General features: G+C 72.9%; 22 protein-coding genes. 6 read left to right on the forward strand and 16 right to left on the reverse strand.

The genetic code is table 11. The features are described from left to right. Positions 1-265: 265 nt before the first annotated feature. Positions 266-928 (reverse strand): response regulator transcription factor, encoded by a 663-nt coding sequence (locus ACZ5Y0_RS16480; RefSeq protein ID WP_003972894.1) that lies wholly within the window; start codon positions 926-928, stop codon positions 266-268. A 483-nt stretch (positions 929-1,411) separates the two neighbouring features. Continuing rightward, on the reverse strand, positions 1,412-2,077 hold the full coding sequence (locus ACZ5Y0_RS16485) for a DUF3000 domain-containing protein (protein WP_469129351.1): 666 nt from the start codon (positions 2,075-2,077) through the stop codon (positions 1,412-1,414). Between the two features lie 183 nt (positions 2,078-2,260). On the opposite strand from ACZ5Y0_RS16485, the gene hemE reads away from it, so the two are divergent. Then, positions 2,261-3,328 (forward strand): uroporphyrinogen decarboxylase, encoded by a 1,068-nt coding sequence (gene hemE, locus ACZ5Y0_RS16490; protein ID WP_469129352.1) that lies wholly within the window; start codon positions 2,261-2,263, stop codon positions 3,326-3,328. A 126-nt stretch (positions 3,329-3,454) separates the two neighbouring features. On the opposite strand, the gene ACZ5Y0_RS16495 is transcribed toward hemE, so the two are convergent. Together ACZ5Y0_RS16495 and ACZ5Y0_RS16500 are read right to left on the reverse strand one after the other, a co-directional pair. Continuing rightward, complete coding sequence (locus ACZ5Y0_RS16495; RefSeq protein ID WP_469129353.1) at positions 3,455-5,620, reverse strand: ATP-binding protein; 2,166 nt, start codon at positions 5,618-5,620, stop codon at positions 3,455-3,457. A gap of 259 nt (positions 5,621-5,879) precedes the next feature. Further along, complete coding sequence (locus tag ACZ5Y0_RS16500) at positions 5,880-6,686, reverse strand: rhomboid family intramembrane serine protease (protein WP_469129354.1); 807 nt, start codon at positions 6,684-6,686, stop codon at positions 5,880-5,882. 125 nt (positions 6,687-6,811) lie between these two features. Here ACZ5Y0_RS16500 and ACZ5Y0_RS16505 point away from each other — a divergent pair, with 125 nt between their 5' ends. Then, on the forward strand, positions 6,812-7,081 hold the full coding sequence (locus tag ACZ5Y0_RS16505) for a hypothetical protein (protein ID WP_469129355.1): 270 nt from the start codon (positions 6,812-6,814) through the stop codon (positions 7,079-7,081). A gap of 59 nt (positions 7,082-7,140) precedes the next feature. Here ACZ5Y0_RS16505 and ACZ5Y0_RS16510 read toward each other — a convergent pair whose 3' ends face one another. Then, complete coding sequence (locus ACZ5Y0_RS16510) at positions 7,141-8,547, reverse strand: FAD-dependent oxidoreductase (RefSeq protein WP_469129432.1); 1,407 nt, start codon at positions 8,545-8,547, stop codon at positions 7,141-7,143. Between the two features lie 476 nt (positions 8,548-9,023). Further along, positions 9,024-9,941, reverse strand: a complete 918-nt coding sequence (locus ACZ5Y0_RS16515) for a DUF4349 domain-containing protein (protein WP_469129356.1) — start codon at positions 9,939-9,941, stop codon at positions 9,024-9,026. Positions 9,942-10,124: 183 nt separating this feature from the next. On the opposite strand from ACZ5Y0_RS16515, the gene hemG reads away from it, so the two are divergent. Both hemG and hemQ read left to right on the forward strand, forming a co-directional pair. Beyond that, a complete protein-coding gene (hemG, locus tag ACZ5Y0_RS16520; protein WP_469129357.1) occupies positions 10,125-11,579 on the forward strand; it encodes a protoporphyrinogen oxidase in 1,455 nt (484 codons plus the stop codon). A gap of 5 nt (positions 11,580-11,584) precedes the next feature. Further along, the gene (gene hemQ / locus ACZ5Y0_RS16525) at positions 11,585-12,316 is read left to right on the forward strand and encodes a hydrogen peroxide-dependent heme synthase (protein WP_469129358.1); all 732 of its coding nucleotides are present in this window, start codon (positions 11,585-11,587) and stop codon (positions 12,314-12,316) included. Here hemQ and ACZ5Y0_RS16530 read toward each other — a convergent pair whose 3' ends face one another. The 5 genes from ACZ5Y0_RS16530 to ACZ5Y0_RS16550 form a co-directional block, all read right to left on the reverse strand. Beyond that, on the reverse strand, positions 12,317-13,915 hold the full coding sequence (locus ACZ5Y0_RS16530) for an alpha/beta hydrolase (RefSeq protein WP_469129359.1): 1,599 nt from the start codon (positions 13,913-13,915) through the stop codon (positions 12,317-12,319). It lies immediately after the preceding gene. A gap of 778 nt (positions 13,916-14,693) precedes the next feature. Continuing rightward, a complete protein-coding gene (locus ACZ5Y0_RS16535; protein WP_469129360.1) occupies positions 14,694-15,485 on the reverse strand; it encodes a TIGR04222 domain-containing membrane protein in 792 nt (263 codons plus the stop codon). A 104-nt stretch (positions 15,486-15,589) separates the two neighbouring features. Next, complete coding sequence (locus ACZ5Y0_RS16540; protein WP_469129361.1) at positions 15,590-16,372, reverse strand: DUF4142 domain-containing protein; 783 nt, start codon at positions 16,370-16,372, stop codon at positions 15,590-15,592. A gap of 253 nt (positions 16,373-16,625) precedes the next feature. Further along, positions 16,626-17,981: an MbnB/TglH/ChrH family RiPP precursor modification enzyme gene (locus ACZ5Y0_RS16545; protein ID WP_469129362.1), complete on the reverse strand. Its 1,356-nt coding sequence runs from the start codon at positions 17,979-17,981 to the stop codon at positions 16,626-16,628. Between the two features lie 209 nt (positions 17,982-18,190). After that, entirely contained in the window at positions 18,191-19,273 is a 1,083-nt protein-coding gene (locus ACZ5Y0_RS16550; protein WP_469129433.1) for a fatty acid desaturase family protein, read from the reverse strand. Between the two features lie 713 nt (positions 19,274-19,986). On the opposite strand from ACZ5Y0_RS16550, the gene ACZ5Y0_RS16555 reads away from it, so the two are divergent. Together ACZ5Y0_RS16555 and ACZ5Y0_RS16560 are read left to right on the forward strand one after the other, a co-directional pair. Further along, a complete protein-coding gene (locus tag ACZ5Y0_RS16555) occupies positions 19,987-20,262 on the forward strand; it encodes a hypothetical protein (RefSeq protein ID WP_469129363.1) in 276 nt (91 codons plus the stop codon). Between the two features lie 117 nt (positions 20,263-20,379). Further along, the gene (locus ACZ5Y0_RS16560) at positions 20,380-21,573 is read left to right on the forward strand and encodes a N(5)-(carboxyethyl)ornithine synthase (protein WP_469129364.1); all 1,194 of its coding nucleotides are present in this window, start codon (positions 20,380-20,382) and stop codon (positions 21,571-21,573) included. 110 nt (positions 21,574-21,683) lie between these two features. On the opposite strand, the gene ACZ5Y0_RS16565 is transcribed toward ACZ5Y0_RS16560, so the two are convergent. The 5 genes from ACZ5Y0_RS16565 to ACZ5Y0_RS16585 all read right to left on the reverse strand — a co-directional run bounded on the left by ACZ5Y0_RS16565 (position 21,684) and on the right by ACZ5Y0_RS16585 (position 26,348). Then, on the reverse strand, positions 21,684-22,385 hold the full coding sequence (locus tag ACZ5Y0_RS16565; RefSeq protein ID WP_469129365.1) for a peptidyl-tRNA hydrolase: 702 nt from the start codon (positions 22,383-22,385) through the stop codon (positions 21,684-21,686). Positions 22,386-22,811: 426 nt separating this feature from the next. Then, complete coding sequence (locus tag ACZ5Y0_RS16570) at positions 22,812-23,000, reverse strand: hypothetical protein (protein WP_467515557.1); 189 nt, start codon at positions 22,998-23,000, stop codon at positions 22,812-22,814. A 29-nt stretch (positions 23,001-23,029) separates the two neighbouring features. Then, positions 23,030-23,887 carry a polysaccharide deacetylase family protein gene (locus ACZ5Y0_RS16575; RefSeq protein WP_469129366.1) on the reverse strand — a complete coding sequence of 286 codons (858 nt, stop codon included), beginning with the start codon at positions 23,885-23,887 and terminating at the stop codon, positions 23,030-23,032. A 97-nt stretch (positions 23,888-23,984) separates the two neighbouring features. Continuing rightward, positions 23,985-25,355 (reverse strand): PhoX family protein, encoded by a 1,371-nt coding sequence (locus ACZ5Y0_RS16580; protein WP_469129367.1) that lies wholly within the window; start codon positions 25,353-25,355, stop codon positions 23,985-23,987. A gap of 90 nt (positions 25,356-25,445) precedes the next feature. After that, positions 25,446-26,348 carry a slipin family protein gene (locus ACZ5Y0_RS16585; RefSeq protein ID WP_469129368.1) on the reverse strand — a complete coding sequence of 301 codons (903 nt, stop codon included), beginning with the start codon at positions 26,346-26,348 and terminating at the stop codon, positions 25,446-25,448. Positions 26,349-26,501: the final 153 nt, after the last annotated feature.

Below are 26,501 nucleotides of genomic sequence, written 5' to 3' on the forward strand. Positions count from 1 at the left end.
CCTTATCTCCCCCCCCCCCCCTCCTTTTTTTTTTTTTTTTTTTTTTTTTTTTGTTTTTTTTTTTTTTCCCCCCCCCCCCCCCCCCCCCCCTCCCCCCCCCCCCCCCCCCCCAGGGTCGCAAACCAGTCAGATCGGTGAAGGGCGGGGCGGATCGAGGTGGAGCTGAGGCGGTCGGAGTGGGGCAGAGGGCCGGATGAGGCAGAGGGCGGGGGGAGCGGGGGGAGCGGGGTCGATCGGGCTGGACGGTGGGGCGGGCCCTCGCCCCTCAGTGGATGATGCCGGTGCGCAGCGCCACCGCGACCATCCCGGCCCGGTCTCCCGTGCCGAGCTTGCGGGCGATGCGGGCGAGGTGGCTCTTGACGGTGAGCGCGGACAGACCCATCGAGACGCCGATCGCCTTGTTCGACTGGCCTTCGGCGACCAGACGCAGCACCTCCACCTCACGGCCGGACAGCTCGCGATAGCCGCCCGGGTGGCTCGGGGCACCCGGGGGGCGGCGGTGGAGGCGGGCGGCGGCCGCGCCGATGGGGGCGGCACCGGGGCGGGTGGGGAGCCCGACGTTGGTGCGGGTGCCGGTGACGACGTAGCCCTTGACGCCGCCCGCGAGGGCGTTGCGCACGGCGCCGATGTCGTCGGCCGCGGAGAGGGCGAGCCCGTTGGGCCAGCCCGCCGCGCGGGTCTCCGACAGAAGGGTGAGGCCGGAGCCGTCGGGAAGGTGGACGTCGGCGACGCAGATGTCGCGGGGGTTGCCGATGCGGGGACGAGCCTCCGCGACGGACGAGGCCTCGATGACGTCGCGCACACCGAGCGCCCACAGGTGGCGGGTGACGGTGGAGCGGACGCGCGGGTCGGCCACGACCACCATGGCGGTGGGCTTGTTCGGGCGGTAGGCGACCAGGCTTGCGGGCTGCTCGAGGAGAACGGACACCAGGCCTCCTGGGTGGGGGACGACGGGGCCGGCTCGTGGGGATGAAGCCGGGACGAACCGTGCTTTCAAGGTCACTGTCGTCTTCGGCATCGAACCCTTTGGCCTTTAGAAAATGATCACGATCTAGTGAGTAACAATCTGAGCAATTCGGACGCGTGATCGATCATCCGAAGATCGAGTCGGTTTGAGCGGGTGCCGTATGAGATCGAAAGTGGCCGTATCGACAAAGAGATGGTCAATCGAGACGGCCGTTCGAGGGAGTGCGCGGTTATCGGAGCCGAACACGGCGTGGGAGCGGGGCCGGCCGGCGGGAACGGCGGGCGGCCGGTGGGATCGCCGAGAGCCGGGAACCTGGAAAGGCTCAGGAAAGCAGGGAGCTCAGAGAAGGCGGAGAAGGGCGATCGGCCGAGCGGCCGGAGCGGTCGGAGAGCCGGGGGAGCGGCCTCCGGACACGCGGGCGTCGGGATCCCCCGGTGTGCGTGGTCAGTGCGACTGGGGCCCTCGCCGTTGCGGCAGCGTCACCACGGACGCGTCCCCCGGACCGGCCGGCGGCAGTCCGGCGACCTGCGTCAGCAGATCGCACCAGGACGCCATGTGCGCCGCCGTGTCCGGCACCCCGCCGACGCCCTCCCGGGGCGTCCAGGAGGCCCGGATCTCGATCTGCGAGGACGCCGGACGTTCCGACAGTCCGCCGAAGTGGTGCGAACTCGCGCGCGTGACCGTGCCGCTCGGCTCGCCGTACGTGAGCCCGCGCGCCTGGAGCGCCCCGGTCAGCCAGGACCAGCACACGTCCGGCAGCAGCGGGTCGACGGCCATCTCCTGCTCCAGCTCCGCCCGCACGAGCGTGACCAGCCGGAAGGTGCCGCGCCAGGCGTCGTGCCCGGCCGGGTCGTGCAGCAGCACCAGGCGGCCGTCGGCCAGGTCCTGGTCGCCGTCCACCACGGTCGCCTCCAGGGCGTACGCGTGCGGCGCGAGGCGCCTCGGGGCCGGTGTCGGCTCGATCTCGATCTGGGGCCGCAGCCGGGCAGCCCTCAGCGCGTCGACGGCGGCCCGGAAGGGCAGCGGAACCGCCGTGCCATCCCGGTCCTCCTTGTTCGCGTCGTCCATCCCGCCCGTGCCGTCCGACAGTCGTCCCTGAGCCGCAGCCATGCGGGGAAGATTAAGGGGAACGGGAGCCTCGCGCAGGGCAAGACACCCGTGCGCGGACCTCGGACGGCTGCGCGCTGGGCGAACACGCGCACGGTCGGCAGGCGTCGTCGGGTGCGCCGCGGGCGGTGAGGGTGAGGCCCGCCGGTTTCCGCGCGGTTTCCGTGACATGGGAGACTTGCCGTCGTGAGCGCGAACGAGAGCCCCGCGGGCCGGCAGCCGACAGCGACGTACGACAGCCCCTTCCTGAAGGCGTGCCGACGTGAACCGGTGCCGCACACGCCGGTGTGGTTCATGCGCCAGGCGGGGCGCTCGCTGCCGGAGTACCGCAAGGTGCGCGAGGGCATCCCGATGCTCGAGTCCTGCATGCGGCCCGAGCTGGTCACCGAGATCACCCTCCAGCCGGTGCGCCGGCACGGCGTGGACGCGGCGATCTACTTCAGCGACATCGTCGTCCCGCTCAAGGCGATCGGCCTGGACCTCGACATCAAGCCCGGCGTCGGCCCGGTCGTCGCGGAGCCGATCCGCACCCGCGCCGACCTCGCCCGGCTGCGCGACCTCACCCCCGAGGACGTCTCCTACGTCACCGAGGCGATCGGCCTGCTGACCCGCGAGCTGGGCCCGACCCCCCTCATCGGCTTCGCGGGAGCGCCTTTCACCCTCGCGAGCTACCTCGTCGAGGGCGGCCCGTCGCGCACGTACGAGAACGCCAAGGCGATGATGTACGGCGACCCCGCGCTGTGGGCCGACCTGCTGGACCGCCTCGCGGACATCACGGCCGCCTTCCTGAAGGTGCAGATCGAGGCCGGCGCCTCGGCGGTGCAGCTGTTCGACTCCTGGGTGGGCGCCCTCGCCCCGGCCGACTACCGTCGCTCGGTGATGCCCGCCTCGGTGAAGGTCTTCGAGGCCGTCGCCGGGTACGGGGTCCCGCGCATCCACTTCGGCGTCGGCACCGGTGAGCTGCTCCAGCTGATGGGCGAGGCCGGCGCGGACGTCGTCGGCGTCGACTGGCGCGTCCCGCTCGACGAGGCCGCCCGCCGGGTCGGCGCCGGCAAGGCGCTCCAGGGCAACCTCGACCCGACCGTGCTGTTCGCCTCCACCGAGGCCGTCGAGACCAAGACCCGCGAGGTCCTCGACGCCGCACGGGGCCTGGAGGGTCACGTCTTCAACCTCGGTCACGGCGTCATGCCGTCCACCGACCCGGACGCGCTGACCCGCCTCGTGGAGTACGTCCACACCCACACGGGCCGCTGAACCCGCACGGGCCGCTGAACCCGCACGGGCCGCAGGGCGCGTCGGTGTGAACCGTCACCCACCGGCGGAGGCGAGCGGACGACGCGGTGGGCGGGGCCCGGGGACGCCCGCCCACCGTGCTGCCCGCTAGCGGGTCACCGCCCGGCCGGTTCCCGCGGGCTCCGGCTGGAGGAGACCGGTGCGCAGGAGCGGCTGCGGCAGGTGCGGGTGGCCCTTCGTCCCGGACTCGATGTCGGCGACCAGGGCACGCAGTGCCCTGGTCGCGTGCGACGCGCGCAGGGGGCCGTCCAGCGTGGCGAGGGCACGGCGGGCGCGGTTGCGGGCGTCGGCGCCGCGGCCGTGGTGATGGTCGACGAACGCTTTGGCGTAGCGGGCGACCAGGGTGGCCCAGCCGTCGTCCCGGACGCCCTGCCGGGTCAGTGCGCGCCGCGCGGTGCGCCGCGCGGCCGCCGGTGCGAAGGCGGCCTGCGCCAGCGCGCCGAAGGCCAGACTGACGGCCGGTGAGGGACCGCCGCAGGCGTGGTCCGGGATGGTGCGGGCGGCCTCTTCGAAGTGTCCGGCCGCGGCCCGGTGATCCCCTTCGTGCAGGGCGATCAGTCCCTGGACGTGGGCGACGCGGCCGACGGTGGCGTCGTCGCCCGCCAGCACGGCGGCCGACCAGGCCCGCCCCAGCAGCGCACGTGCGCCCTGCGGATCGCACCCGGCCCCGAGCCAGGCGGCCAGCCAGCGGCCGCGCATCGCCAGGTCGCTGTCCGTGGGGCACAGCGGAAGCAGCCGCAGCAGATAGCCGCGCCCTTCCTCACCGTGGTCGAACACGGCCCACCAGAACCACAGACTCACGACCGTCTCCAGCGCGGTCTCGGCCTGGTCGGGACGGCACAGCGCCTGGCGCAGCAGGGACGTCAGCTCGGCCCGCTCCTCCTGGACGAGCCGCACGGCCTGGTCCTGGCAGCCCGAGGCCCACAGGTTCTCGGCGACGGCGGCGATCTGCCGGCAGTGCGCGGCCCGACGCTCCAGGGCCACGTCGCACTCCCCGGCCTCCCGCAGCCGTTCCGCCCCGAAGTCCCGGGCGGCGCGGGTCATCCGGTAGCGGGGCTGGTGCGGACCGCCCGGGTCGCGCACCGGTTCCAGCACGTGGAAAGCGGCCAACTGGGCCAGCAGTGCGGGGATCCGGTGCGGCTTCAGACCGCCTCCGGCACACAGGAACACCGCCGTCGACTCGTCGAACGCCCCGGCGAAGGCGCTGGCCCTGCCCCACACGATCCTGGCCTCGCGCTCACACAGCACATAGCTCGCTCCGACGGTGTCGCGCAGCGAACGGTGGCGTCGCAGCATGGGACGATCGCCGGCCAGCCAGCACTGGTGGCTCTCCAGCAGATCGGCCAACTCCTCCACCGGCTGGTCGGCCACCTGCTCGGCGGCCAGCTCGATGGCGTGGGGAACGCCCTCCAGGGCGCGGCACACCGCTTCCACGGCGCGCAGATCGGCGATGTGGGCTCGCGGACCGGCGGTGCGACTTCGAGGACCGGCGGGGTCCGTGCGCGGATCGGCCGTGTCCGCCGGCGGTAGTGGTGTCTCCTCAGCCGGCACGCCCTCCTCGGACGACGCGCCTTCCCCCGGTAGCCCTTTCAACGTCGCCGTCGCCGTCGCCGTCGCCGTCCGCCGACCAGTGGCCGGGGTGGCCGTGGGCGGGCCGTCCAGTACGGTCCGGGCGCGGCGCAGGAACAGTTCGACGGCGGGCGCCCGCTCCGTTGCGGCGCCCAGGGGGGTGGTGACGGCCAGCGGAGGCACGAGCAGGACCTGCTCCTCACCCAGCCCGAGCACCCGTCGCGACGTCACCAGTACCCGTAGTCCCGGCACGGCCACCAGCAGGCGCTGCACCAGGCCCATGCATTCCCGGTGGACCGGGTCGACGTCGTCCAGGAAGAGCAGGAGACCGGTGGCCGGAAGCCGCCGCACCAGGGCGGCGACGTCGGCTTCCCGGCGATGCGGTCGTCTGCCGGTCAGGGCCTGACACACGGCCGCGGCCAGCGCCCCCGGCTCGCCGGGACCGGTGCCCTGCCACAGCACGTGGACGACCCGGCGCCACGGTCCTCCCGTCCTCGCCGCAGCCTCCGCGGCCAGCCGACTCTTGCCCACGCCGGGGCGGCCGGTCACCGTCACCAGGTGGTGATTCGTCAGCAACTCCCGCAGGACGGCGGATTCCCGTTCCCGGCCGATCAGGGCGTCGGCCGGCCCGCCGTCGTGCACGGGCGGCACCGCAGGGCTGCCGACACACTTCCACACGTTCATGACCCTCCGTACTTCTCGGCTACGGCGAGCGGTGACACCGCGGCCCAGGGGTCGGCAGCCCTGTACGCAGAACCGTCACTTCGGCGGCGTCACGGCAGTCCCAACGCGGTATCCGCCCCAAGGTGGCGACATCACGCGCCGGACCACACGTGACGATGACGAGCCGAACTTCTGTACGTCTTCCGGTGCGGAATCTGTTCGACCCGACGTGACGCGGCGTCCACCAGGTCGTCCCTCCCGGATCGCGGGTGCCTCGCCGTCACCAGCCGGGCCGGGCTCTCCTGCCGAACAGCAGGCCGCGCGGCTCCGGCGGCGGTGGCGTGCCCCGTTTCAACGGCCAGGCGAGCAGCATGCCCGCGACAAAGCCGACGACATGCGCCGCGTACGCCACCGTGCCCGCGCCGGAGATGCCCTCGCCGGAGGAGTACACCGCCTGGAGCCCGAACCAGAACCCCAGCACCAGCCAGGCCGGCAACCGCAGCGGCAGGAAGACCAGGAACGGCACCAGCACCCACACTCGGGCCTTCGGGTACAGCACCAGGTAGGCACCCAGCACCCCCGCGATCGCCCCCGACGCGCCGATCAGCGGGTCGGTCGAGTCCGCGTTGACGAGCGCGAAGCCGTACGACGCCGCATAGCCGCAGGCGACGTAGAAGACCGCGAAGCGGACGTGGCCCATGCGGTCCTCGATGTTGTTGCCGAAGATCAGCAGGAACAGCATGTTGCCCAGCAGGTGCAGCCAGCCGCCGTGCAGGAACATCGCGGTGAGGACGCTCAGTGCCGGGGACTTGTCGTAGTCGGGCGGGCCCAGCAGACAGCCGCCGCCGCGGACGTCCCCGGTGGGGACGAGCTGCGGAAACTGGTGGTGGATCAGCTCGCGGGGGACGGCCGCGTAGTGTTCCAGGAACGCGTGCAGATGGCAGGTCTGCGCCAGTGTGCTGTCACCCGCCACCGAGCCGGACAGGCCCGGCATGAACACGAACACGAAGACGTTCACCGCGATCAGGGCGTAGGTCACCACGGGGGTGCGGCGCACGGGGTTCACGTCATGGACGGGGATGACCACAAGGGAGTACTGCCCCCGATCCGTTCGGCGAATCGGTGAACGCCGTGCGCCACGGGCGCGTATGAACCGGCAACCGCCCGCGGCACTGGGAAGGCGGGTCGCGGGAACGACGTGAGGAACAGGCGATGAACGACCGGGTCAATCCTCCGATGCACGCCACACCCGACGGCGAGGCGGAGATCGCGCTCGTGATCCGACTCCCCTGGGAGGACGTGGCGCGGCTCGGCCAGGAGGTGGGGCGGCTGGCGGCGCAGACACAGCGGGCGGTGACGCTCGACGAGGCCGTCAGCCACCGACTGCGGTCGCGGCCGGCGCCTGCCGCGCACGCGAAGCCGGCCGAGCAGCAGCCCGCTGCGGCTGTTTCCGCGTTGCCGCGATTGTCCGGGACCGCGTAGGCGGGGTGCGGAGTGCGGGTCGGCGGTGGCTGGTGGCGGGGGCGACGTCTCGCCGTCTCCTACGTGTTGCGCACCTTTGACGCCGCCTTTCTCGCCGCCACCAGTACGGGGTCCCACACCGGGCTGAACGGCGGGGCGTATCCCAGGTCCAGGGTGGTCATCTGGTCGACGGTCATGCCGGCCGTCAGGGCCACCGCCGCGATGTCGACGCGTTTGCCCGCGCCCTCTCCTCCGACGATCTGCACGCCGAGGAGGCGGCCCGTGCGGCGTTCGGCGAGCATCTTGACCGTCATGGGGGAGGCGCCGGGGTAGTAGCCGGCCCGGCTGGTCGACTCGATGGTGACCGACTCGAACCGGAGGCCCGCCCTGCGCGCGTCCTTCTCGCGCAGGCCCGTGCGGGCGATCTCCAGGTCGCAGACCTTGCTGACGGCGGTGCCGACGACGCCGGGGAAGGTGGCGTACCCGCCGCCGGCGTTGGCACCGATGATCTGCCCGTGCTTGTTCGCATGGGTCCCGAGGGGGACGTAGCGCTCCTGGCCGGAGACAAGGTCGAGGACCTCGACGCAGTCGCCGCCCGCCCAGATGTTCTCGTGGCCGCGCACCCGCATCGCCAGGTCGGTGAGCAGACCGCCGTGGACGCCGAGGGGCAGGCCGGCCGCCTCGGCGAGGGTGGTCTCGGGGCGGACACCGATGCCGAGGACCACCACGTCCGCCGGATACTCGGCGTCCGGTGTGACCACCGCCCGTACCCGGCCGTCGTCATGGGTGAGGACTTCGGTGACCTCGGCGTCGTTCACCATGGTGATGCCGAGGCCCTCCATGGCCCGGTGCACCAGACAGCCCATGTCCGGGTCGAGCGTCGACATCGGCTCGCTGCCCCGGTTGACGACGGTCACCAGGTAGCCGCGCTTGATGAGCGCCTCGGCCATCTCCACGCCGATGTAACCCGCCCCGACCACCACGGCGTGCCGCCCACGCGCACGGGTGCGCGCGAGCGTCTCGAGCAGTTCCTGCCCGTCGTCGAGCGTCTGCACCCCGTGCACGCCCTCAGCGTCGGCCCCCGGCATGTCCGGCCGGATCGGCCGGGCTCCGGTGGCGATGACGAGTTTGTCGTACGACGTCCAGGACTCCGCGCCGGAATCGACGTCCCGCGCGTGCACCCTCTGCCGGGCCAGGTCGATCTCCGTCACCTCGGTACGGAGGCGCAGGTCGATCCCGCGCGCGCGGTGCTCCTCCGGAGTGCGGGCGATCAGTTCGTCCCGCTCGGTGACGTCACCGCCCACCCAGTACGGGATGCCGCAGGCCGAGTAGGACGTGAAGTGGCCGCGTTCGAAGGACACGATGTCCAGTTCCCCGGGCCCCTTCAGCCGGCGGGCCTGCGACGCCGCGGACATGCCCGCGGCGTCCGCGCCGATCACGACCAACCGCTCCCGCCCGGCCGTGCCGCGGCGCGCGCTCTCACTCATGCTCATGCGAACACGCTACGGCGCGCCGGGACTTCGGTCCCGCCCGGCTCGGTCGGGGCCGGTTCGACACAGTTCGAGCTGGTGCGACCCGGTTCGTCCCGGTCGGGGCAGGCCGAGCACGGCCTGACTCGGTCCCGCTCGGCCCACCCCGGCCCAGTCCGGCCCAGTCCGGCCCAGTCCGGCCCAGTCCGGCCCAGTCCGGCCCAGTCCGGCCCAGTCCGGCCCAGTCCGGCCTTGTCCGACCCGCCCGGCCCGTTCGACCCGGTCCGGCCCACGGCCCAACACAGCTCGGCCCAGCCCGGCCCAGTCCGACCCGCCCGGCTCCGTTCGGCTCGGCCTGGCTGGTCCGGCCCGACACACCTCGGCCCACCTCGGCCCACCCCGACCCAGCCCAGCCCAGCCCGGCCGGTTTGGTCCGGTCCGGTCCGACACCGCTCGGCCCAGCCCGGCCCCGCCCCGAGTCGGCCCCGCCACCCTCAGTCCCGCTCGGTTCCTTCCCGCACGGACTCGCCCGCCCGGGCGGGTCGGCGCCGCCGCAGCCGCAGCCACACGAGCAGGAGCACCGCGAGCACCGCGGCGAACGGCAGCACCGCGCCGAAGGCGATCGCGATCCAGCGCAGCATGGTCACGAACGCGTCCCAGCCGCCTGCCAGCGCGTCCACGAAGCCGGGGTCGTCGTCCTGCGCCCCGACCGGCACGGGCTTCTCGGACAGGGTCAGCGTGATCGTGGCCATGCTGGTGCGGTCCTTCAGGGAAGCCTGCTGGGCGAGCAGGGCCTCCAGGTCGGCCTCCCGGCGGCTGAGTTCGCCCTCCAGGGTGACCACGTCGCTCAGCTTCGTCGCCCGGCCCATCAGTTCGCGCACGCGGGTCACGCTGGCGCGCTGCGAGGTGATGCGGCTCTCCACGTCGACCACCTGGTCGGTGACGTCCTGGGCCTTCGCCGTACGCTCCAGCAGTTTGCCGGCGCCCTGGAGGCCGTCCAGGACGTCGTCGTACTCGTCCACCGGCACGCGCAGGACGACGCGGGTCTGTTCGGCGCTGTCCTCGTCGCGGACGGTCGACTCGTCGCTGACGTAACCGCCCGCGTTCTCGGTGGTGGTGCGGGCCTGGTCGAGGGCCTTGGGCACGTCCTTGACCCGCACGGTCAGGGTCGCGGTGCGAATGACACGGTTCACGGACGGCTTCGGCGCCGTGGTCGCCTTGGCGCCGCTCGCGCCCGCGCCGGCCCTGACGTCCTCGGCCGGCTGCGCGACCCCGGCCTCGGGGCCCGCCGCCTTGTCGGAGCTGCTGCTCTCTCCCGTGTCGTTAGCGCCGCATCCGGTGAGGGCGACGGTGGCGGCGAGCAGGACGCCCGCCAGAGCGTGGACAGGTCGTACGGAACGGCGTGTGCGCATGTGGGCGTACCCCCGAGGGTTCGGCGACGGCTGACGGTCCTTCGACGCCGGGGCGGGGCGGGACGTTGGCCCCGAACGGTTCCGAACAGGTCACGGTCGGGACGCGGGAGGGACACTCCCTGGGGCGGGCGCGGAGGAAGGGGGCGCCATCGGGGTGCCAGTGGAATTTGAGAGAGTTGGGGCATGAGCGCAACGGGTACGAGCACGGGGCACGTCGTCGTGGTGGGAGCCGGAGTCGCGGGACTGGCGGCCGCCCACCGGCTGCTGGAGCGCGGCGCGCGAGTGACCGTGCTGGAGGCGTCCGACCGGGTCGGCGGCAAGCTGTTGCCCGGTGAGATCGCGGGCGTCCGGGTCGACCTGGGCGCCGAGTCGATGCTCGCCCGCCGTCCCGAGGCGGTCGCCCTCGCGCGCGAGGTGGGCCTCGCCGGCCGCCTCCAGCCGCCGGCCACCGCCACCGCCTCGATCTGGACCCGCGGCGCCCTGCGCCCCATGCCCAAGGGCCATGTCATGGGCGTCCCCGGCACCGCCTCCGCGCTGGCCGGCCTCCTCTCCGACGCAGGGCTCGCCCGCATCGCCCGCGACGCCGACCTGCCCCGCACGGAGGTCGCCGAGGACGTGGCCGTCGGCGAGTTCGTGGCGGCCCGCCTGGGCCGCGAGGTCGTCGACCGCCTGGTCGAGCCGCTGCTCGGCGGGGTCTACGCCGGCGACGCCTACCGCATCTCGATGCGCTCGGCCGTCCCGCAGCTGTTCCAGGCCGCACGCACCCACCGCTCGCTGACGGAGGCCGTCCGCGACATCCAGGCGAACGCCGTCGCCGGGCAGCGGACCGGGCCGGTGTTCATGGGCATCGAGGGCGGTGTCGGGTCGCTGCCGCTCGCGGTGGCCGCGTCCGTCGAGGCGCGCGGCGGCGAGATCCTCACGCGCACGCCGGTGAGCGCACTGCGCCGCGAGGCGGCCGGCGGCTGGCGCGTCACCGCCGGTGACCGGGTCCTGCACGCCGACGGGGTGGTCGTCGCCGTCCCCGCGCCCGCCGCCGCCGCGCTGCTCGCCGCCGAGTCCCCCGAGGCCGCCGCCGAGCTGCGCACCGTCGAGTACGCCTCGATGGCCCTGATCACGCTCGCCTACCGCCGCTCCGAGGCCGTCCTGCCGGAAGGCAGCGGTTTCCTCGTCCCGCCCGTCGACGGCCGCACCATCAAGGCGTCCACGTTCGCCTCCCGGAAGTGGGGATGGGTCGCCGACGAGGACCCGGACGTGACCGTGCTGCGCACCTCCGTCGGGCGGCACGGCGAGACGGAGATCCTGGAGCGCTCCGACGCCGAACTCGTCGACGTCTCCCGGCACGACCTGAAGGCCGCCACCGGCCTGGACGCCGCACCCCTCGAAACCCGCGTCACCCGGTGGACGGACGGACTGCCCCAGTACCCGGTCGGCCACCACGCGCGTGTGGCCCGCATCCGCGAGCACGTCGCGAAGCTCCCCGGCCTCGCGGTGTGCGGCGCGCCCTACGACGGCGTCGGCATTCCCGCCTGCATCGCGAGCGCGTACGCGGCGGTCGACCGGATCGGCGGCGACGACAGCACCGCGCGCGAGCTGACGGCCAACCCCGTGCAAAGTCTGCACGGCGGAGCGGGAGAATGAGAACCATGAGTGACGACGCCCCCACCACCGAGCCCGGCAGGATCCCGAACAAGGGCAAGCTGGCCAAGGACCTCAACGAGGTCATCCGCTACACGCTGTGGTCCGTCTTCAAGCTGAAGGACACCCTCCCCGAGGACCGCGCCGGTTACGCCGACGAGGTCCAGGAGCTGTTCGACCAGCTCGCCGCCAAGGACGTGACGATCCGCGGCACCTACGACGTGTCCGGTCTGCGCGCCGACGCCGACCTCATGATCTGGTGGCACGCCGAGACCAGCGACCAGCTCCAGGAGGCGTACAACCTCTTCCGCCGCACCAGGCTGGGCCGTGCCCTGGAGCCGGTCTGGTCGAACATGGCGCTGCACCGCCCCGCCGAGTTCAACCGCTCCCACATCCCGGCGTTCCTCGCCGACGAGACGCCGCGCGACTACATCAGCGTCTACCCGTTCGTCCGCAGCTACGACTGGTACCTGTTGCCCGACGAGGACCGCCGCCGCATGCTCGCCGACCACGGCAAGATGGCCCGCGGCTACCCGGACGTCCGAGCCAACACGGTCGCCTCGTTCTCCCTCGGGGACTACGAGTGGATCCTGGCCTTCGAGGCCGACGAGCTGTACCGCATCGTCGACCTCATGCGCCACCTGCGCGCCTCCGAGGCCCGTATGCACGTCCGCGAAGAGGTCCCGTTCTACACGGGCCGTCGCAGGGAGATCGCCGAGCTGGTCGCGGGCCTCGCCTGATCAGCGTGCCGGCCGGGCGGCCGCCGTCTTCTCGGCACGGCCGGCCGGCCGGGGTTCCGCGTGCGGGGCGCACGCCGCGCGCCGCGCCGGCAGCCGCCCCTCCAGCAGGTAGGCCTCCAGATGGCCGTTGACGCATGGGTTCGGCCCGCCCGCGATGCCGTGGGTACCGGCGTCCCGCTCCGTCACCAGCACCGAGCCCGTCAGCCGCCGGTGCATCTCCAGGGCGCCGTCGTAGGGCGCGGCGGCGTCCCGTTCGGCCGCCAGGATCAGCGTCGGAGGCAGCTCGCCGGGCCCGGTCCGCACGTCCAGGGGCTGTTGCCGGGGCGCCTGCCAGTAGGCACACGGCAGGTTCGCCCACACGTTGTCCCAGGTCTCGAACGGCGCCACCCGCGCGAGCCGCGTGTTGTCCCGGTCCCACACCCTGAAGTCCGTCGGCCACGGCCCGTCGTTGCACTCCACGGCCGTGTAGAGGGCGTTCGCGTTCTCCGCCTCGACCGCCGCCTCCCGGACCGGCGCGGCCAGCGCGATCAGCAGCTTCGGATCACCCTTCAGATACGCCGACAGCGCCTCGGCGCGGGACGGCCAGTAGTCGTCGTAGTACCCGGCCTGGAGGAGGGTGTCCTGCAACTGCGCGGGCCCCACCTTCCCGCCGGCCGGCTCGGCGGCCAGCTTCGCCCGCGCCCGCTCGTAACTGCGCAGTACCGCCCGCGAGGTGCTGCCCAGCCGGTACATCCGGTCGTGTTTGGCGACCCACTCCCGGAAGTCCTCCCAGCGGCTCTCGAACGCGGCCGACTGGTCGAGGTTGTTGCGGTACCAGATCTGCGCCGGGTCCGGGTTCACCGCCGCGTCGAACACCATCCGCCGTACGTGTGAGGGGAACATCGCCGCGTACAGCGCCCCGAAGTAGGTGCCGTACGACGCCCCCATGAACGTCAGCCGGTCCTCGCCGAGCGCGGCCCGCAGGACGTCCAGGTCACGGGCGTTGTTCAGCGAGTTGTAGTGCCGCAGTGCGCCGCCCGCCCGCTGCGCGCAGCCGCGCGCGTACGCCTTCGCGCGCGTCACGCGCTCCCGCTTGTACGTCTTTGAGGGGTGCGTCGGCGCCGGGGCGGGCCCCTTGAAGAAGGTCCTGGGGTCCTCGCAGGACAGCGGGGCCGAGCGGCCGACCCCGCGCGGGTCGTAACCCACCAGGTCGTAGGCGGCGCCGATGCGTTTCCACTCGGGGACCATGCCGATCATCGGGAAGTACAGGCCGGAGGCGCCGGGCCCGCCCGGGTTGAAGACCAGCGAGCCCTGCCGCGGCACCCGGCGCTTGCTGTTGTGCGGGTCGCGGTGGGTGGCCCGGACCCGGCTGACGGCCAACTCGATCTGTTTGCCGTTCGGCCGCGCGTAGTCGAGCGGCACGCCGACGGTGCCGCACTCCACGCTGCCCGGCAGGTCCGGCACGTCGGAGCAGGCGCCGAAGTCGACGCCCTTCGCCGCGGCCCGCTCGGCGGCGAGCACGACGCCGGGGACGGCGTTCGGGGTCCCGCCCGCCGGGGCGGCGGAGAGGGTGGTCAGGAGCAGGGCTCCCGTGGCCGGGTAGAGGACGGCAGCTCTCATCGCGTGTCCCTTCGAAGCGCGGCAGCGACAGAGGGGATGCTTCGTTCGCCCGTTGCCGAAGGCAAGCACCAAGGAAGGGTGTCGGCTGCAATGCCCCCTTGTGCGCCCTGGGGGGACCCGGACGCGCCGGGGGACGGGTGCGGTTCGGCCCGCGCCGTGCGCCGGCCGACCAGTGCCCGGCCGGCGGTCGGTCCGCGGCCGGCCGCGCTCCCGTCGCGGGCTCACGGCGCCCAGCCGTGCGTCGGCTCGACGCGGCGGGGGCCGGCCGGTCGTGGGCCGATGGTTCGTGGGCCGGGGGCGCCCGCGCACGCCGGGCCGCACGCGGGCGCCGCCCGGCGTACGGCCCGCTCCAAGGCCGCACCTACGGCTCGCTGCCCCGAGCCGGCCGGGGCCGGTCGAGCGGCGACTGGGTCAACCGTGGGTCCACCGTGCGGCAGCCGGAGCCGCAGGGAACCTCCGGGGGCCGAGGGCGCGTCAGCCGTCCGTCGGCCCGGTGCGCGCCGTGCGCCGGAGGTACTCAGCCTCGTCGGCGGAGTACCTCCCCACCGCGGCGGCGCCCCAGCCGGGACCCGCCCGAAGTGGACCCCTCGCCAAGAAGCCAGGAGCCTCACCGGCGCACGACGGAAGCGCCCCGCTCCGGTGTCGAGAAGCCTCACCGGCGCACACCTGAAGCGCCCCGCCCCGGTGTCCGAAGAGGCTCACCGAGGCTCGCCCTGGGCCTGGCGCGGCGAGGGGCCTCACCGGGGCCGCCAGGGTTCGCCCGGCGCCGCCGCCCGCCTCAGCCGTCCCCGGACGCCCCGTGGCCGGGGTCCCGGTGGGCGAACGCCGCTCGTAGGTCTGTTCCGGGGGCCGCGCCGATGCCGCGGACGGCGATGGAGGTCAGGTGGGCGCGCTCGTCACCCGTGGCCGCGCTGCTGCGACGGGTCAGGGCGGCCAGCAGGTGCTGTCCCGCCGGGGAGGCCCAGCGTGAGTACGGGTGCGTCTCGATCCGGGCGAGGGCGAGGCAGCTCAGGGTGAGGGCGAGAGGCAGGCCGAACCAGGCGGCGACGAGGACGCGGGGCACGTCCGAGGAGGTCGGCATCAGCAGTGCGGCCGTCCCCAGCGCGAGGACGGCCAGGGCGGCGCCGCGCACCTGGCGGACGCCCGCGGCCACCGTCGTACGGGCGCCGTCGGGCACCGCGAGGCCGGCGTCGACCAGTCGGTCGGCGAGTCCGCGCACCGAGTCGGCGGCCGCCGCGGCGGCCCGCACCGGGGCGATGCGGGACTGGCCCTCGGGGCCGACGGCTCCTATGACGGAGCGTTCCATCTCGTCGCGACCGTGCGGGTCCACGATCGTGGCCCAGCCGGTGCGGGAGAGCAGCAGCCGCCGCTGCCGGGCCATCGACACCAGGGTCAGCTCCGCGACCCGGCTCGGGCCGCCGGACAGGAACGCCGCCTCGTAGAGCGTCAGGTCGTGTCCCCGATCCACGTCCGAGCCGATGGATGCCGCACGGACGGCGGCCAGGCACAGCCGGGTGCACGCGACACCGGCGACGGCCCAGGCCGGCAGCAGGAGAAGGACCCAGAGCATGTCGTGTTTCTACGCCGGCCGCACCGCGAAGCGCCACGCCTTGTTCACTGTCCGGACCGGGCGTCGTGGGTATGTGACGTTCCGCATGCCTTCGTCCGGCCGGGTCAGGAGCCGTCGGCCGACGGCGGGCCGGTCGCGGCCGGCGGGAGCGGATAGGTCGGGGAGGGCGACGGGGCGAGCGGCACGACCGCGCCGGGGTCGGCGACCGGGCCGGGCGGTGCGGGCGGGCGGGTGACCGGCGGAGGGCTGCCGGCCGCGAGATCCCGGGCCAGGTCGGCGAAGTCGACGTACCCGGTGGCCTCCAGGACCTTGATGTGGTCCAGGACGGTGGTGTTGGCGTCGTCGGCGAGGTCGCGCACGAGCGCGTTCTGGGTGCCGGCCCGCACCTGGGCGACGACGGAGAACACCCGGCCGTGCGCCAGCCGCAGGATGTTGGCGAACTCGCGGTCGAAGTCCTCGCCTCGCGCCGCGTCCAGCTGCTCCAGCCAGTCCTTCTGCCGGCTGTTGGGCTCGTTCGGCAGCGCGAGCCCGAGCTGTGCGGCGACGGTGCGCACCCGCTCGTCCAGGAAGGTGTGCCCCTCGACGAGGTGCCGTCCCGCCGTGCGTACGGCCTCGGTCGTGCCTCTGCCCTGCGCCAGCCGGCCGGCCGGAAGTTCCCACAGCCCGGCCAGCCGCACCTTGGTGACGAAGTCGCGGTCGAGTCCGGACAGCGGCCCGTACTGCGTCGCCACGGTCTCCGCGTTCAGTACGTCGACGTTTGTGCCCGACCGGTCCTCGTACGACCAGACCGGGACCATCAGCGCGAGGAGTGTCGCGGCCAGGCCGACGATGATGAGCCCGGTTCCACTGAAGATGCCTCTGCCCTGGATCGGGGGTCGGGGTCGCATGGTGCCTCCTGCTCACGGCACCGCACGCTCGTGCTTCGGGTGCGGAGTTGGCATGTTACTGCGCCTGGGAGGCCAACTGCCGTACGGGGCGGAAGGGTTGCAACTCGGACATCCGGGGGCGAACAGGAGCCTCGGACGCATGACAAAGAGGTGGAAAGCGTCGTGAATCGCTTGCCGGGGAGGGGCGGCCGATTCCGGTGTCAACCTCGGCACACCGGAGTGCGCGGGCGACTCGGCGCCTTCGCCGTCCGGGTCACCGCCCGATCAGCGCCCACCCTGCCCGTCCCACGCGCCCCAGCCGGGACAGCGGTCTCGGTGCCGGGCCCGAGCGGTCCAGCCACCAGTGCCGCAGCTCGCGCCGGGCCCGCCCCTCCGTCAACTGCCCGCCGAGAAGCAGCCGCTCGGCGAAGTCCAGGGCGTCCTGGCGATAGCCGCCGCGCATCGGGTGACCCTGGGCGTAGGCGACGAACGCGGCCCGGTAGCCGGCACCGAGGATCAGCGGCAACTCCGGCGCCAGCTTCGCCACCACGGCCGCCCGCTTCGCGGCCAGCGCACGGGCCTGCACACCGAGCCGCACCCGGTCGAAGCCCTCCGGGACGGGCGTCCCGGCGACCAGCGCGGACAGCAGCGCGGCCTGGGCGAGCCCGAGCCGCTGCCGCGTGGCGTCGCCGCCGCACGCCGGGTCGCTCTCGGATGGCTGCGTCTCTCCGGTCTCCGCCGCCGAGGGCTGCGTCTTCCCGCCCCTCGTGGCCGGGGTGGCCCGGGCGGTCGGCACCCGCTGTCGCGAGCCCAGCTCGACCGCCTCCCGGATCGTGGCCAGCTCTCGCTCCAGCTCGGCCGGTTCGGGGAAGTTCTCGTCGCGCTCCAGCAGCACGCCGGGCGGGGCCACGCGAGACGTGAGGTCGGTCAGGATGTCGAGAACAGGGCGCGGCACCGGATGCGCGTGACTGTCGTGCCAGACGCCGTCCCGCTCGAGGCCGCCCGCGACATGGACGTACGCGATGGCCTCCAGAGGCAGTTCAGCGAGCGCCTTGGCGGGGTCCTCGCCGCGGTTGACATGGTTGGTGTGCAGATTGGCCACGTCGATGAGCAACCGGACTCCCGTGCGGTCGGCCAGCTCGTACAGGAACTGCCCCTCCGTCATCTCCTCGCCGGGCCAGGCGAGGAGCGCCGCGATGTTCTCCACGGCGAGCGGCACGGGCAGCGACTCCTGCGCGATGCGCACGTTCTCGCACAGCACGTCCAGCGCGTCCCGGGTGCGCGGCACCGGCAGCAGATGTCCGGCTTCCAGCCGCGGCGTGGCGGTCAGCGGGCCGCCCGCCCGGACGAACGCGATGTGCTCGGTGATCAGCGGCGCGCCCAGCGCCTCGGCCCGTGCGGCGAGCGCGGTCAGCCGCTCCTCGTCGGGCCGGTCGGCGCCGCCGAGGCCGAGCGAGACGCCGTGCGGGACGACGGTGACCCCGCGCTCGCGCAACCGCAGCAGGGACTCGGGGAGGTGGCCGGGGCAGACGTTCTCGGCCACCACCTCGACCCAGTCGATGCCCGGCATGCGTTCCACGGCGTCCGCTATCTCCGGCCGCCAGCCGATTCCCGTACCGAGCCGCGTCATGGTCCCCTCCTTCATCGCCGCCCCCGCTGCGTGGTGACGGGGATATGGCCCCGCCGGCCGGGCCCGAACCTCCCACGGAGCTCCTTCAGAGCAACATTTGAGGTTCGGCCGCGCAGCACCGCGCTGCCCGCCCGGCGCCAGGAGGTACGCGTGGCGGGCTCGCCCGGTTCAGAGGAAGGACACGGCGGGCGGCGAAGGAGGCAGGCCGATCAGTACTCCAGCTCGGGGCGCAGGGGGCCGCCGACCGCGTGGAGGTGCCGCAGCACCTGGGCGTAGGAGTCGAAGAGGCCGCTCTCGTGGTAGGCGACGCCGTGCCGGGCGCAGAACGTGCGCACGAGTTCCTGGGCATGGCGCAGGCTGGGCCGCGGCATGGAGGGGAACAGATGGTGTTCGATCTGGTAGTTCAGTCCGCCGAGCGCGAGGTCGGTGAACCGGCTGCCACGGATGTTGCGCGAGGTCAGTACCTGCCGACGCAGGAAGTCGATCTTGTCGTCCTTGGCGAAGACGGGCATGCCCTTGTGGTTGGGCGCGAACGAGCAGCCCATGTAGAGCCCGAACAGTCCCTGGTGCACCAGCAGGAAGCACACCGCCTGGACGGGTGACAGGATTAGGAAGAGAGCGGCGACATATCCGCCGAGGTGCGCCGTCAGCAGGCCCGCCCCGATCAGCCTGGTCCGCCGCGAGGTCGCCGTGCCGGCGCGGTCGAACAGCGCCCGTACGCCGGCGACGTGCAGGGCGAGTCCCTCCAGGAGCAGCATCGGGAAGAACAGCCAGGCCTGGTGGCGGGCCAGCCAGGCATACGCGCCGCGGCGGACGCGGGCCTGGTCCTCGGTGAAGGCGATCGCGCCGTCGGCGATGTCGGGGTCACGGTCGACGTGGTTGGGATGGGAGTGGTGCCGGTTGTGCTTGGCGATCCACCAGCCGTAGCTGAGGCCGATCAGCAAGTCGGCGTGCACGTGACCGAGCAGACTGTTGACGCGCTTGGATGTGGCGATCTGGTGGTGTCCGGCGTCGTGCCCGATGAACCCGGTCTGGGTGAACATCACCGCCAGGAAGGCGGCGGTGACCAACTGCCACCACGACTGTCCGATCAGGGCGAACGCGGTCCAGCCGACGGCCAGCAGCAGCAGGTTCGCCCCCACCTTGAGGCAGTAGTAGCCCGGCCGGCGCTTCAGCAGCCCGCTCTGCTTCACCTCGCGGGACAGCGCGGCGTAGTCGCTGCCCCGTCCGGCGGGCGGGGGCTCGGCGGGGTCCGGGCCGAAGCGGCCTGCACCGCCCTCACCGGGGGCGATGACGCCGGAAAACGTGTCCGGAGCGGACTGTTTCACGCTTCCTCGAGTCACGCGATGTCTCCTTCGAGATGGCGAACGGGTCGGAGAGCGCGCACTCGCGCGGCCCCGGGCTGCTGGTCGCCAACCGCCGAAGAGAACCCGGAAAAGGCGAAGCGCCCGCTGTCGGAACTCCGCGGGCGCTTCCACGTCGCAAACCTCAACCACAACCACTCGTTCCAACGTCCGGGGCGCCGGGAAGGTTCCCGGCCGGGCGGAGCAGAGCGCCGCCTCCCGGTCCGGGCAGCGCCGCTCGGGTCGGCCGGCCGGTCCGCGGGGGAGTACGGTTATGGCACCGAGCGCACCTCGCGTGCCGTTCCATGTCGGCGTCGCCCTCGGGCAACGGCAAGACCGGAGCACCCCGCGTCCGGTCGGAGACGAGCCGCACCATGCCCCCTGGCCAGTCCTGACGCGCTGTCTTGCCGGCTCACCTGTCCCGTATCCGTGTCCCTCTACGGAAACGGATTTCCCGTTCTGTATGCGTTTACGGAAGACGGATCACGGAACGCGGGATCCGGAGAGGCATCCGGAATCCGTGCTCGAATCCGCATTTCGTCCCGTATTCCGTTCCGTATCACGTCGCGCCTCCCGCGGTACCGGATCTCCGCACCGTCCGGGGGCCGAGACGCGTTCCGGCGCTTCGCACCCGGCCCGACCGACAACAGGATGTAGGGCGCATGTATTCACAGGACTCCATCTCCGGCCACCGACGTGGCCGCCGCGAACCGACCCCCGAGACGCTCTCCGGGCTGGCCTGCCTGATCTGTGGCACCGACTACCGGAAGGTGCCGGCCCCGGAGGCGGTGGTGGTGTCCCACCGCGACGACAGACAACTGCTCGCCTGCCGCGGAACGTGCGCCCGCATGGCGTGCGGGTCGGTCGACGGCCTGGACGGGGAGACACCCCTCCCGCTGGTCGAACGCATCCGTGGGCATCAGACCGACCGCCCTTGATCCGGCGACCGGCGGGCGCGACCGGCGCGACATGAATGACACGCACGCGAGGTACGGCCCGCGTGGCCGTACGCGTCGTGCGGGTCGTACGACACGAACGAAACGATGAGGAAGCGTATGAGCCTTCTGAGCCTTGGAGTTTTCGCCTCCTCCCGCAAGGAGAACGAGTTCCGACTGCCGTTGCACCCCGATCACCTGGAGCGGATCGCCCCTGACGTACGCGAGAGGATCTTCCTCGAACACGGGTACGGCGAACGGTTCGGTGTCGCCGACGACGCGCTGCGTCCGCTCGTGGCCGGACTGCGCTCCCGTGAGCAACTCATCGCCGAGTGCGAGGTGTTGCTGCTGCCCAAACCCATGCACGAAGACGTCGCGGAGCTGCGCGAGGGCCAGGTCCTGTGGGGATGGCCGCACTGCGTGCAGGACGAGAAGATGACCCAGATCGGCATCGACCGACGGCTGACCCTGATCGCCTGGGAGGCCATGAACCACTGGACCTCCACGGGCGCCTTCAGCGTCCATGTGTTCCACAAGAACAACGAGCTGGCCGGCTACTGCTCGGTGCTGCACGCCCTGCAACTCGGCGGTGTGACCGGCAGCTACGGGCGTCGCATGCGGGCGGTCGTCATCAGCTTCGGCGCCACGGCGCGCGGAGCGGTCACGGGCCTGGGCGCCATGGGGGTCTCGGACGTCACGGTGCTGACCCAACGCGCCGCGGCGGCGGTGGCTTCGCCGATGCCCTCCGTCGTGATGGGCCACTTCGAGGAGGAGGAAGGCGACCCGTCGCGCCTGCGGGCGTTCACCGCGGCCGGTTCCGTGCCGTTGGCGGAGTACCTGGCCGGTTTCGACATCATCGTCAACTGTGTCCTCCAGGACACCGACGCGCCGCTGACGTTCGTCACCGAAGAGGAACTCGCCCTGTTCCGGCCGGGAACCTTCTTCATCGACGTCTCCTGCGACGAAGGCATGGGCTTCGGATGGGCCAGGCCGACGACCTTCGGCGACCCGATGCTCACGGTCGGCCCGGACTGCCACTACTACGCGGTGGATCACAGCCCGTCCCACCTGTGGAACTCGGCCACGTGGGAGATCAGCGAGGCGCTCCTGCCCTACCTGCGCACAGTCATGAGCGGCCCCGAGGCATGGGAAGCCGACGTCACGGTCAGCAAGGCCATCGAGATCCGGGACGGCGTCGTCACGAATCCGAAGATCCTCTCCTTCCAGCACCGGAACGCCGCCTACCCCCACGCCTCCGAGCCCTCGGCGCCCGTCACCGCCCCGGCGACGGACTCCTCGGCCCGACCGGCCTGACGATCTCGCCGACTCGGTGTCGCACTCCGGGTCCGGTGTCGCACTCCGGGTCCGGTGTCCCGGGTCCGGCGTCCGGGGTCGCCGTCCCGGGCCGACACCGCTGCGGGTCCTCACCGCGAGCGCAGCGCCGGATGCTCCGCGACCACCGTGCAGCTTCCCGGCGCGATCTCGGTGAATCCCGCGTCCCGCACCAGCGGCAGCCCGCTCGCGGTCAGCTCACGCCAGCGCTCGGGCCGCGCGGTGCGCACGGCCAGCGGGAAGCCCGCCTCGCGCCATGCCGACCGTTCGTCGTCGGACAGTTCCCACCAGGCGAGCTGCGCACCGTGCCCGGCCTGCGCCATGGCCTTGCCCGCCGACATCTCCACCTCGGGGCTCATCCACAACACCGGCACCCCCGGATCGGCCGGCGGCGGCTCCTGCGGGTCGTCGAGATCGGTCCCCGACACCTGGAGCTTGGCCAGCTCCTTCGGCCACCCGTCCAGCGGCACGGGCACGAAGACCCTCACCTCCGCCGTCTTCCCGGTCACCGTGATTCCGGGCAGTTCCCCGGCCCGCCGCCACTCGGCCCCGCGGGCCCGCCGTACGACCTTGCGGATCCGGGCGTCCTGCCAGTCCCGTACGGCCTGCGCCCACTCGCCGTCCCCGCGGGCCCGCTCGTCGCTCAGCAGCACGAGCACGGCACGGGCGGCGGTCTCGAGGGCGTCGGTACGGCCGGGAGGGTCCGCCCTCTCCAACCGGACGACGAGGGGAAGGACGAACTGCGGCGCCTGATCACGCGGATTCGGCTCGGTCTGAAACGGGCTCTCACTCACTCGGCGCAGGGTACTGGACCGGCCGATCCGACCGAGGCCCCGCGTCAGAGGTCGCCGTACGGGAAAGGCCGTCATGGGACGCGCGCTACGCCTGGAGGACGCGGGACGCCGCACGCCGCCAGGGCCTACGTGGCCCGTGGGTCCTCCGGGACACCGCCGTCGGCGCGCTCACCGCCCGGCCACCGGGCCGCGCTCATCCGGCCTCGCCGCCCCCCCCAGCGCTCCTGGCGCCCCCTGCCGACGCTGGTGATGACACGCTCCGGCGCGGGCGGCGGTCAGCGGAGCGGTCCGGGGCTCACACCCCGCGGCCGTGCCCCTGCCGCTGCCGCCCCTGGCCGCGGCGGCCCTGCTCACCGCGGCCTGCTCGCGGCGGCCCTGCTCACGGCCGCCGCGAGGGCCGTGGCCTGCGCGTCGGCCTCCCGGAGATCACCCTGAGCAAGCCGTCCGCTGAGCCTCCTGCCACTCGCACACGGGGCACAAGGTGATCCCCTTGTACGACTCCGGGTACTCCGTCGGCTTCCGGCACAGCACGCACTCCGCGTACGGCGGCCCCTCGGCCCGGGGCGGCCTGGTCGCGTCGATCAGACAGTAGGCGTCGTCGCTGTCGTCGCTCATGACTCCAGCGTACGAGAGCGCCGAAGGCCTCAGCGGCGGCCGCCCGCGGCACCGATCAGCTCGGACACCTTGACGAACCGGTACCCGCGGCGGCGCAGCTCCGGCACGATCGCGCGCACCGCCCGCTCGGTGACCGGGGCGGCGCTGCGGGTGCAGTGCATGACCACCACCGACCCCGGTCTCACGCCCTCCAGCACCTGCCGGGCCACCGCGTCCGCGTCGGTGGCGAAGGCGTCGCCGCTCACCACGTCCCACTGCACCGCCGTGACACCGGTGCCCCTCACCGCGCGCAGCGCCTGCCCGTCGTAACAGCCGCCCGGGAAACGGAAGTACGGCATCGCGTCCGGCACACCGGCCTTGCGGAAGGCCGCGTACGCCCGCTCCACGTCCGCCCGCATCGCCTGGGGCGCCACGGTCGGCAGGCCGTAGCAGTCGTCGGTGAAGGCGTAGTGGCTGTAGGAGTGGTTGGCGACCTCGAAGAGCGGGTCCCGGCCGAGGGCGCGGGCCTGGACCGGGTACTCCTCGGCCCACCGGCCGGTCATGAACACGGTCGCCGGTACCGCCAACGCCCGCAGGGCCGCGATCAGCTCGGGATTGTCGAAGCGCTCCCCGGCCGCCGCCCGCGCCCCCTGCCCCGCGGTCATGTCGGCGTCGAAGGTGAGGGCGACGGTCCTGTCGTGGGTGCGGGGGGCGTGTGCGAAGACGGGGGCCTGGCCGGCCGGTCCCGGCGCGAGCGTGGGCGGCCGGGACACGGCGGGCGCGGTCGGGGCGGGCGAGACTCCGGTCCGGGCCGGGCGGGCGGCGCGGGGCGCCTCGGCGGTGCCGCAGGCGGCGAGCACGGCACCGAGGACGCAGACGGCGGCGAGACGGCGTACGGGAGGGATCACCGTATGAAGCTATGAGCAGCGAACCGTTGCTCATGTGTATATATGCGCGCGCCTCGTGCCGAGTCACCCGCCCGGCTCACCGGGCCCCGTCACCGGCCTACCGGCGCCAGGGGCCCGTCACCGCGAACGTCGTCCCCGGCGTGTAGCAGTTGACGTACATCGTCCGGCCGTCGGGGGAGAAGGTCACGCCGGCGAACTCGCCCCACTCGGGCTCCTGCGGGGTACCGATGTTCTGCCGGTTGCGTGCCATCGCGTACACCTCGCCGCGGCGCGTCACGCCGTAGACGTGCTGGGCGCCGTTGCCGTCCTCGCAGACCATCAGGCCGCCGCTGGGGGCGAGGCAGATGTTGTCGGGGGACTCGCCCGGCAGCTGTACGTCCGTGTCGGGGCCGAAGACGATCACCAGGGTCAGCCGGCGCCGGGCCGGGTCGTAGCGCCAGATCTGGCCGAAGTGGTCGGCCGCCGAGCCGTCCGAGCCGCGCGCGAACGACGACACGAAGTACACGCACCGCCCGCCCCAGTAGCAGCCCTCCAGTTTCTGGGCGTGCGTGATGCCCTTCGGCCCGAAGTCCTGGAGTCTGATCGGCGTCCCGGCGGCCAGCGGGTCCGGTACGTCGAGCCACTCGACGCCGTCGAAGCTCGCGCCCGTCTCCTGGATCGAGGAGAGGTCGGGTACGCCCGGCACGCGCATCGCCTGGAGCCGGCCGCCCGCGCGCAGCGAGCCCACGCCGCCCAGCGGCTTCTCCGGGAGGAAGCGGTAGAAGAGGCCGAAGGGCTTGAGGAAGGCGTCCTCCGTCTCGTAGACGATCCCCAGGTGCGGGTCGACGGCGATCGCCTCGTGCTGGAAGCGGCCCATCGCGGTCAGCGGGACCGCCCCGGTGCGGCGCGGGTCGGACGGGTCGACCTCGAAGATGAAGCCGTGGTCCTTGGTGTAGCCGTTGGTGCCGGCCTTGTCCTCGGTCTCCTCGCAGGTCAGCCAGGTGTGCCATGGGGTGGGTCCCCCCGCGCAGTTGACGGCCGTACCGGCGATCGCGACCCGCTCGGTGAGCACCCGGTCGCCCGAGTCCAGCGTCAGGGCCGTACAGCCGCCCTTGCCGGCCGGGTCGTACGTCAGGCCCTCGACGGTGGGGACGGGAAGTGCGGCGTTGTGCCGGTTCTCGTGGTTGCGGACCAGGTGGACGCGGCCGTGGCGGCCGGGCAGGGCCGCCATGCCGTCGTGGTTGGAGGGCACCGGGCCCTCTCCGGAGCGCAGCGGGTCGCCCTCGCGGGACAGCACCCGGTAGCGGAAACCTTTCGGCAGGTCGAGCAGGCCGTGCGGGTCGGGCACGAGGGGGCCGTAGCCGCCGTGGCCGAGGTTCTGGGCGGCGACGGCGGTGCCCGGGAACAGCTCGGACAGCGCCCCGGAGAAGGCGATGCCCGCTCCCAGGGCACCGGTGCGGGCGAGAAGCTGACGACGGGTCGTGGACATGAGGTGACCTTCCTGCTGGCGGACAGGGACGGTGACCCCGTCGTGTCTATCACCCGGCGCCCGCCTCGGGAACCACGCGTGTCCCTCGTGTCACCGGTCCACCGGTGGAGGCGGCTGCGGTGGGGGCTGTGGTTGTGGCTGCTGTCGTGGTGGTGACTGCGGTTGTAGCTGCGGTTGTGGTGGCTGAAGCCGTGGTTGTGGTGGTGGCTGCGCTTGTTGCTGAGGCTGCGGTTGTTGCTGGGCGCGCTCCAGGAAGCGCAGCAGTTCCACCGGGAAGGGCAGCACGAGCGTGGAGTTCTTCTCGGCGGCCACCGCGACCACCGTCTGGAGCAGCCGGAGTTGGAGGGCCGAGGGGGTGTCCTCCATCTGCTGGGCCGCCTCGGCGAGCTTCTTCGACGCCTGGAGTTCCGCGTCCGCGTTGATGATCCGGGCCCGCCGCTCGCGGTCGGCCTCCGCCTGACGGGCCATCGAGCGCTTCATCGTGTCCGGCAGCGACACGTCCTTGATCTCGACCCGGTCGATCTGCACGCCCCAGCCCACCGCCGGGCTGTCGATCATCAGCTCCAGGCCCTGGTTGAGCTTCTCCCGGTCGGACAGCAGGTCGTCCAGTTCGCTCTTGCCGATGATGGACCGCAGCGAGGTCTGCGCCATCTGTGAGACGGCGAAGCGGTAGTCCTCCACGTTGACGATCGCCGCCGCCGGGTCCACGACACGGAAGTAGACGACCGCGTCGACCCGCACGGTCACGTTGTCGCGGGTGATGCCCTCCTGGGCGGGCACGGGCATCGTGACGATCTGGAGATTGACCTTGTGCAGCCGGTCGACGACGGGGACCACCAGGGTGAAGCCCGGCTTGCGCACCGCGCCGGCGACCCGGCCGAGCCGGAACACGACCCCGCGCTCGTACTGTTTGACCACCCGCGCACCCGCCGCCAGATAGGCGACCCCCGCGGCGCCGACCGCCGCGCCGGCCGCCAGCAGCTCCCCGACCATGACGACCTCCTCCGCAGAGGTCCGAAATGCCTGTTCTGTAAAGATAGGCCCGCCGCCGGTCCGAGGCCAGGTGCTGGGCCCCGGAACCGGCGGCGGGCAGGTGGAAGAGGGTTCTCCGGAAGTGTTCCCGCAGGGATGTGCGGAGGCGTGCGG

It is taken from the genome of Streptomyces sp. NPDC033216, assembly GCF_055577115.1.

Excerpts from the sequence above, each read along its gene's own strand:
- ACZ5Y0_RS16560 (WP_469129364.1), top strand. The coding sequence starts at position 20,380 with ATGAGCCTTCTGAGCCTTGGAGTTTTCGCCTCCTCCCGCAAGGAGAAC.
- ACZ5Y0_RS16540 (WP_469129361.1), bottom strand. The coding sequence starts at position 16,372 with ATGCGACCCCGACCCCCGATCCAGGGCAGAGGCATCTTCAGTGGAACC.
- ACZ5Y0_RS16485 (WP_469129351.1), bottom strand. The coding sequence starts at position 2,077 with ATGGCTGCGGCTCAGGGACGACTGTCGGACGGCACGGGCGGGATGGAC.
- ACZ5Y0_RS16580 (WP_469129367.1), bottom strand. The coding sequence starts at position 25,355 with ATGTCCACGACCCGTCGTCAGCTTCTCGCCCGCACCGGTGCCCTGGGA.
- hemG (WP_469129357.1), top strand. The coding sequence starts at position 10,125 with ATGAGCGCAACGGGTACGAGCACGGGGCACGTCGTCGTGGTGGGAGCC.
- ACZ5Y0_RS16530 (WP_469129359.1), bottom strand. The coding sequence starts at position 13,915 with ATGAGAGCTGCCGTCCTCTACCCGGCCACGGGAGCCCTGCTCCTGACC.
- ACZ5Y0_RS16510 (WP_469129432.1), bottom strand. The coding sequence starts at position 8,547 with ATGAGTGAGAGCGCGCGCCGCGGCACGGCCGGGCGGGAGCGGTTGGTC.
- ACZ5Y0_RS16495 (WP_469129353.1), bottom strand. The coding sequence starts at position 5,620 with ATGAACGTGTGGAAGTGTGTCGGCAGCCCTGCGGTGCCGCCCGTGCAC.
- ACZ5Y0_RS16535 (WP_469129360.1), bottom strand. The coding sequence starts at position 15,485 with ATGCTCTGGGTCCTTCTCCTGCTGCCGGCCTGGGCCGTCGCCGGTGTC.
- hemQ (WP_469129358.1), top strand. The coding sequence starts at position 11,585 with ATGAGTGACGACGCCCCCACCACCGAGCCCGGCAGGATCCCGAACAAG.
- ACZ5Y0_RS16570 (WP_467515557.1), bottom strand. The coding sequence starts at position 23,000 with ATGAGCGACGACAGCGACGACGCCTACTGTCTGATCGACGCGACCAGG.
- ACZ5Y0_RS16545 (WP_469129362.1), bottom strand. The coding sequence starts at position 17,981 with ATGACGCGGCTCGGTACGGGAATCGGCTGGCGGCCGGAGATAGCGGAC.
- ACZ5Y0_RS16515 (WP_469129356.1), bottom strand. The coding sequence starts at position 9,941 with ATGCGCACACGCCGTTCCGTACGACCTGTCCACGCTCTGGCGGGCGTC.
- ACZ5Y0_RS16585 (WP_469129368.1), bottom strand. The coding sequence starts at position 26,348 with ATGGTCGGGGAGCTGCTGGCGGCCGGCGCGGCGGTCGGCGCCGCGGGG.
- ACZ5Y0_RS16505 (WP_469129355.1), top strand. The coding sequence starts at position 6,812 with ATGAACGACCGGGTCAATCCTCCGATGCACGCCACACCCGACGGCGAG.
- ACZ5Y0_RS16555 (WP_469129363.1), top strand. The coding sequence starts at position 19,987 with ATGTATTCACAGGACTCCATCTCCGGCCACCGACGTGGCCGCCGCGAA.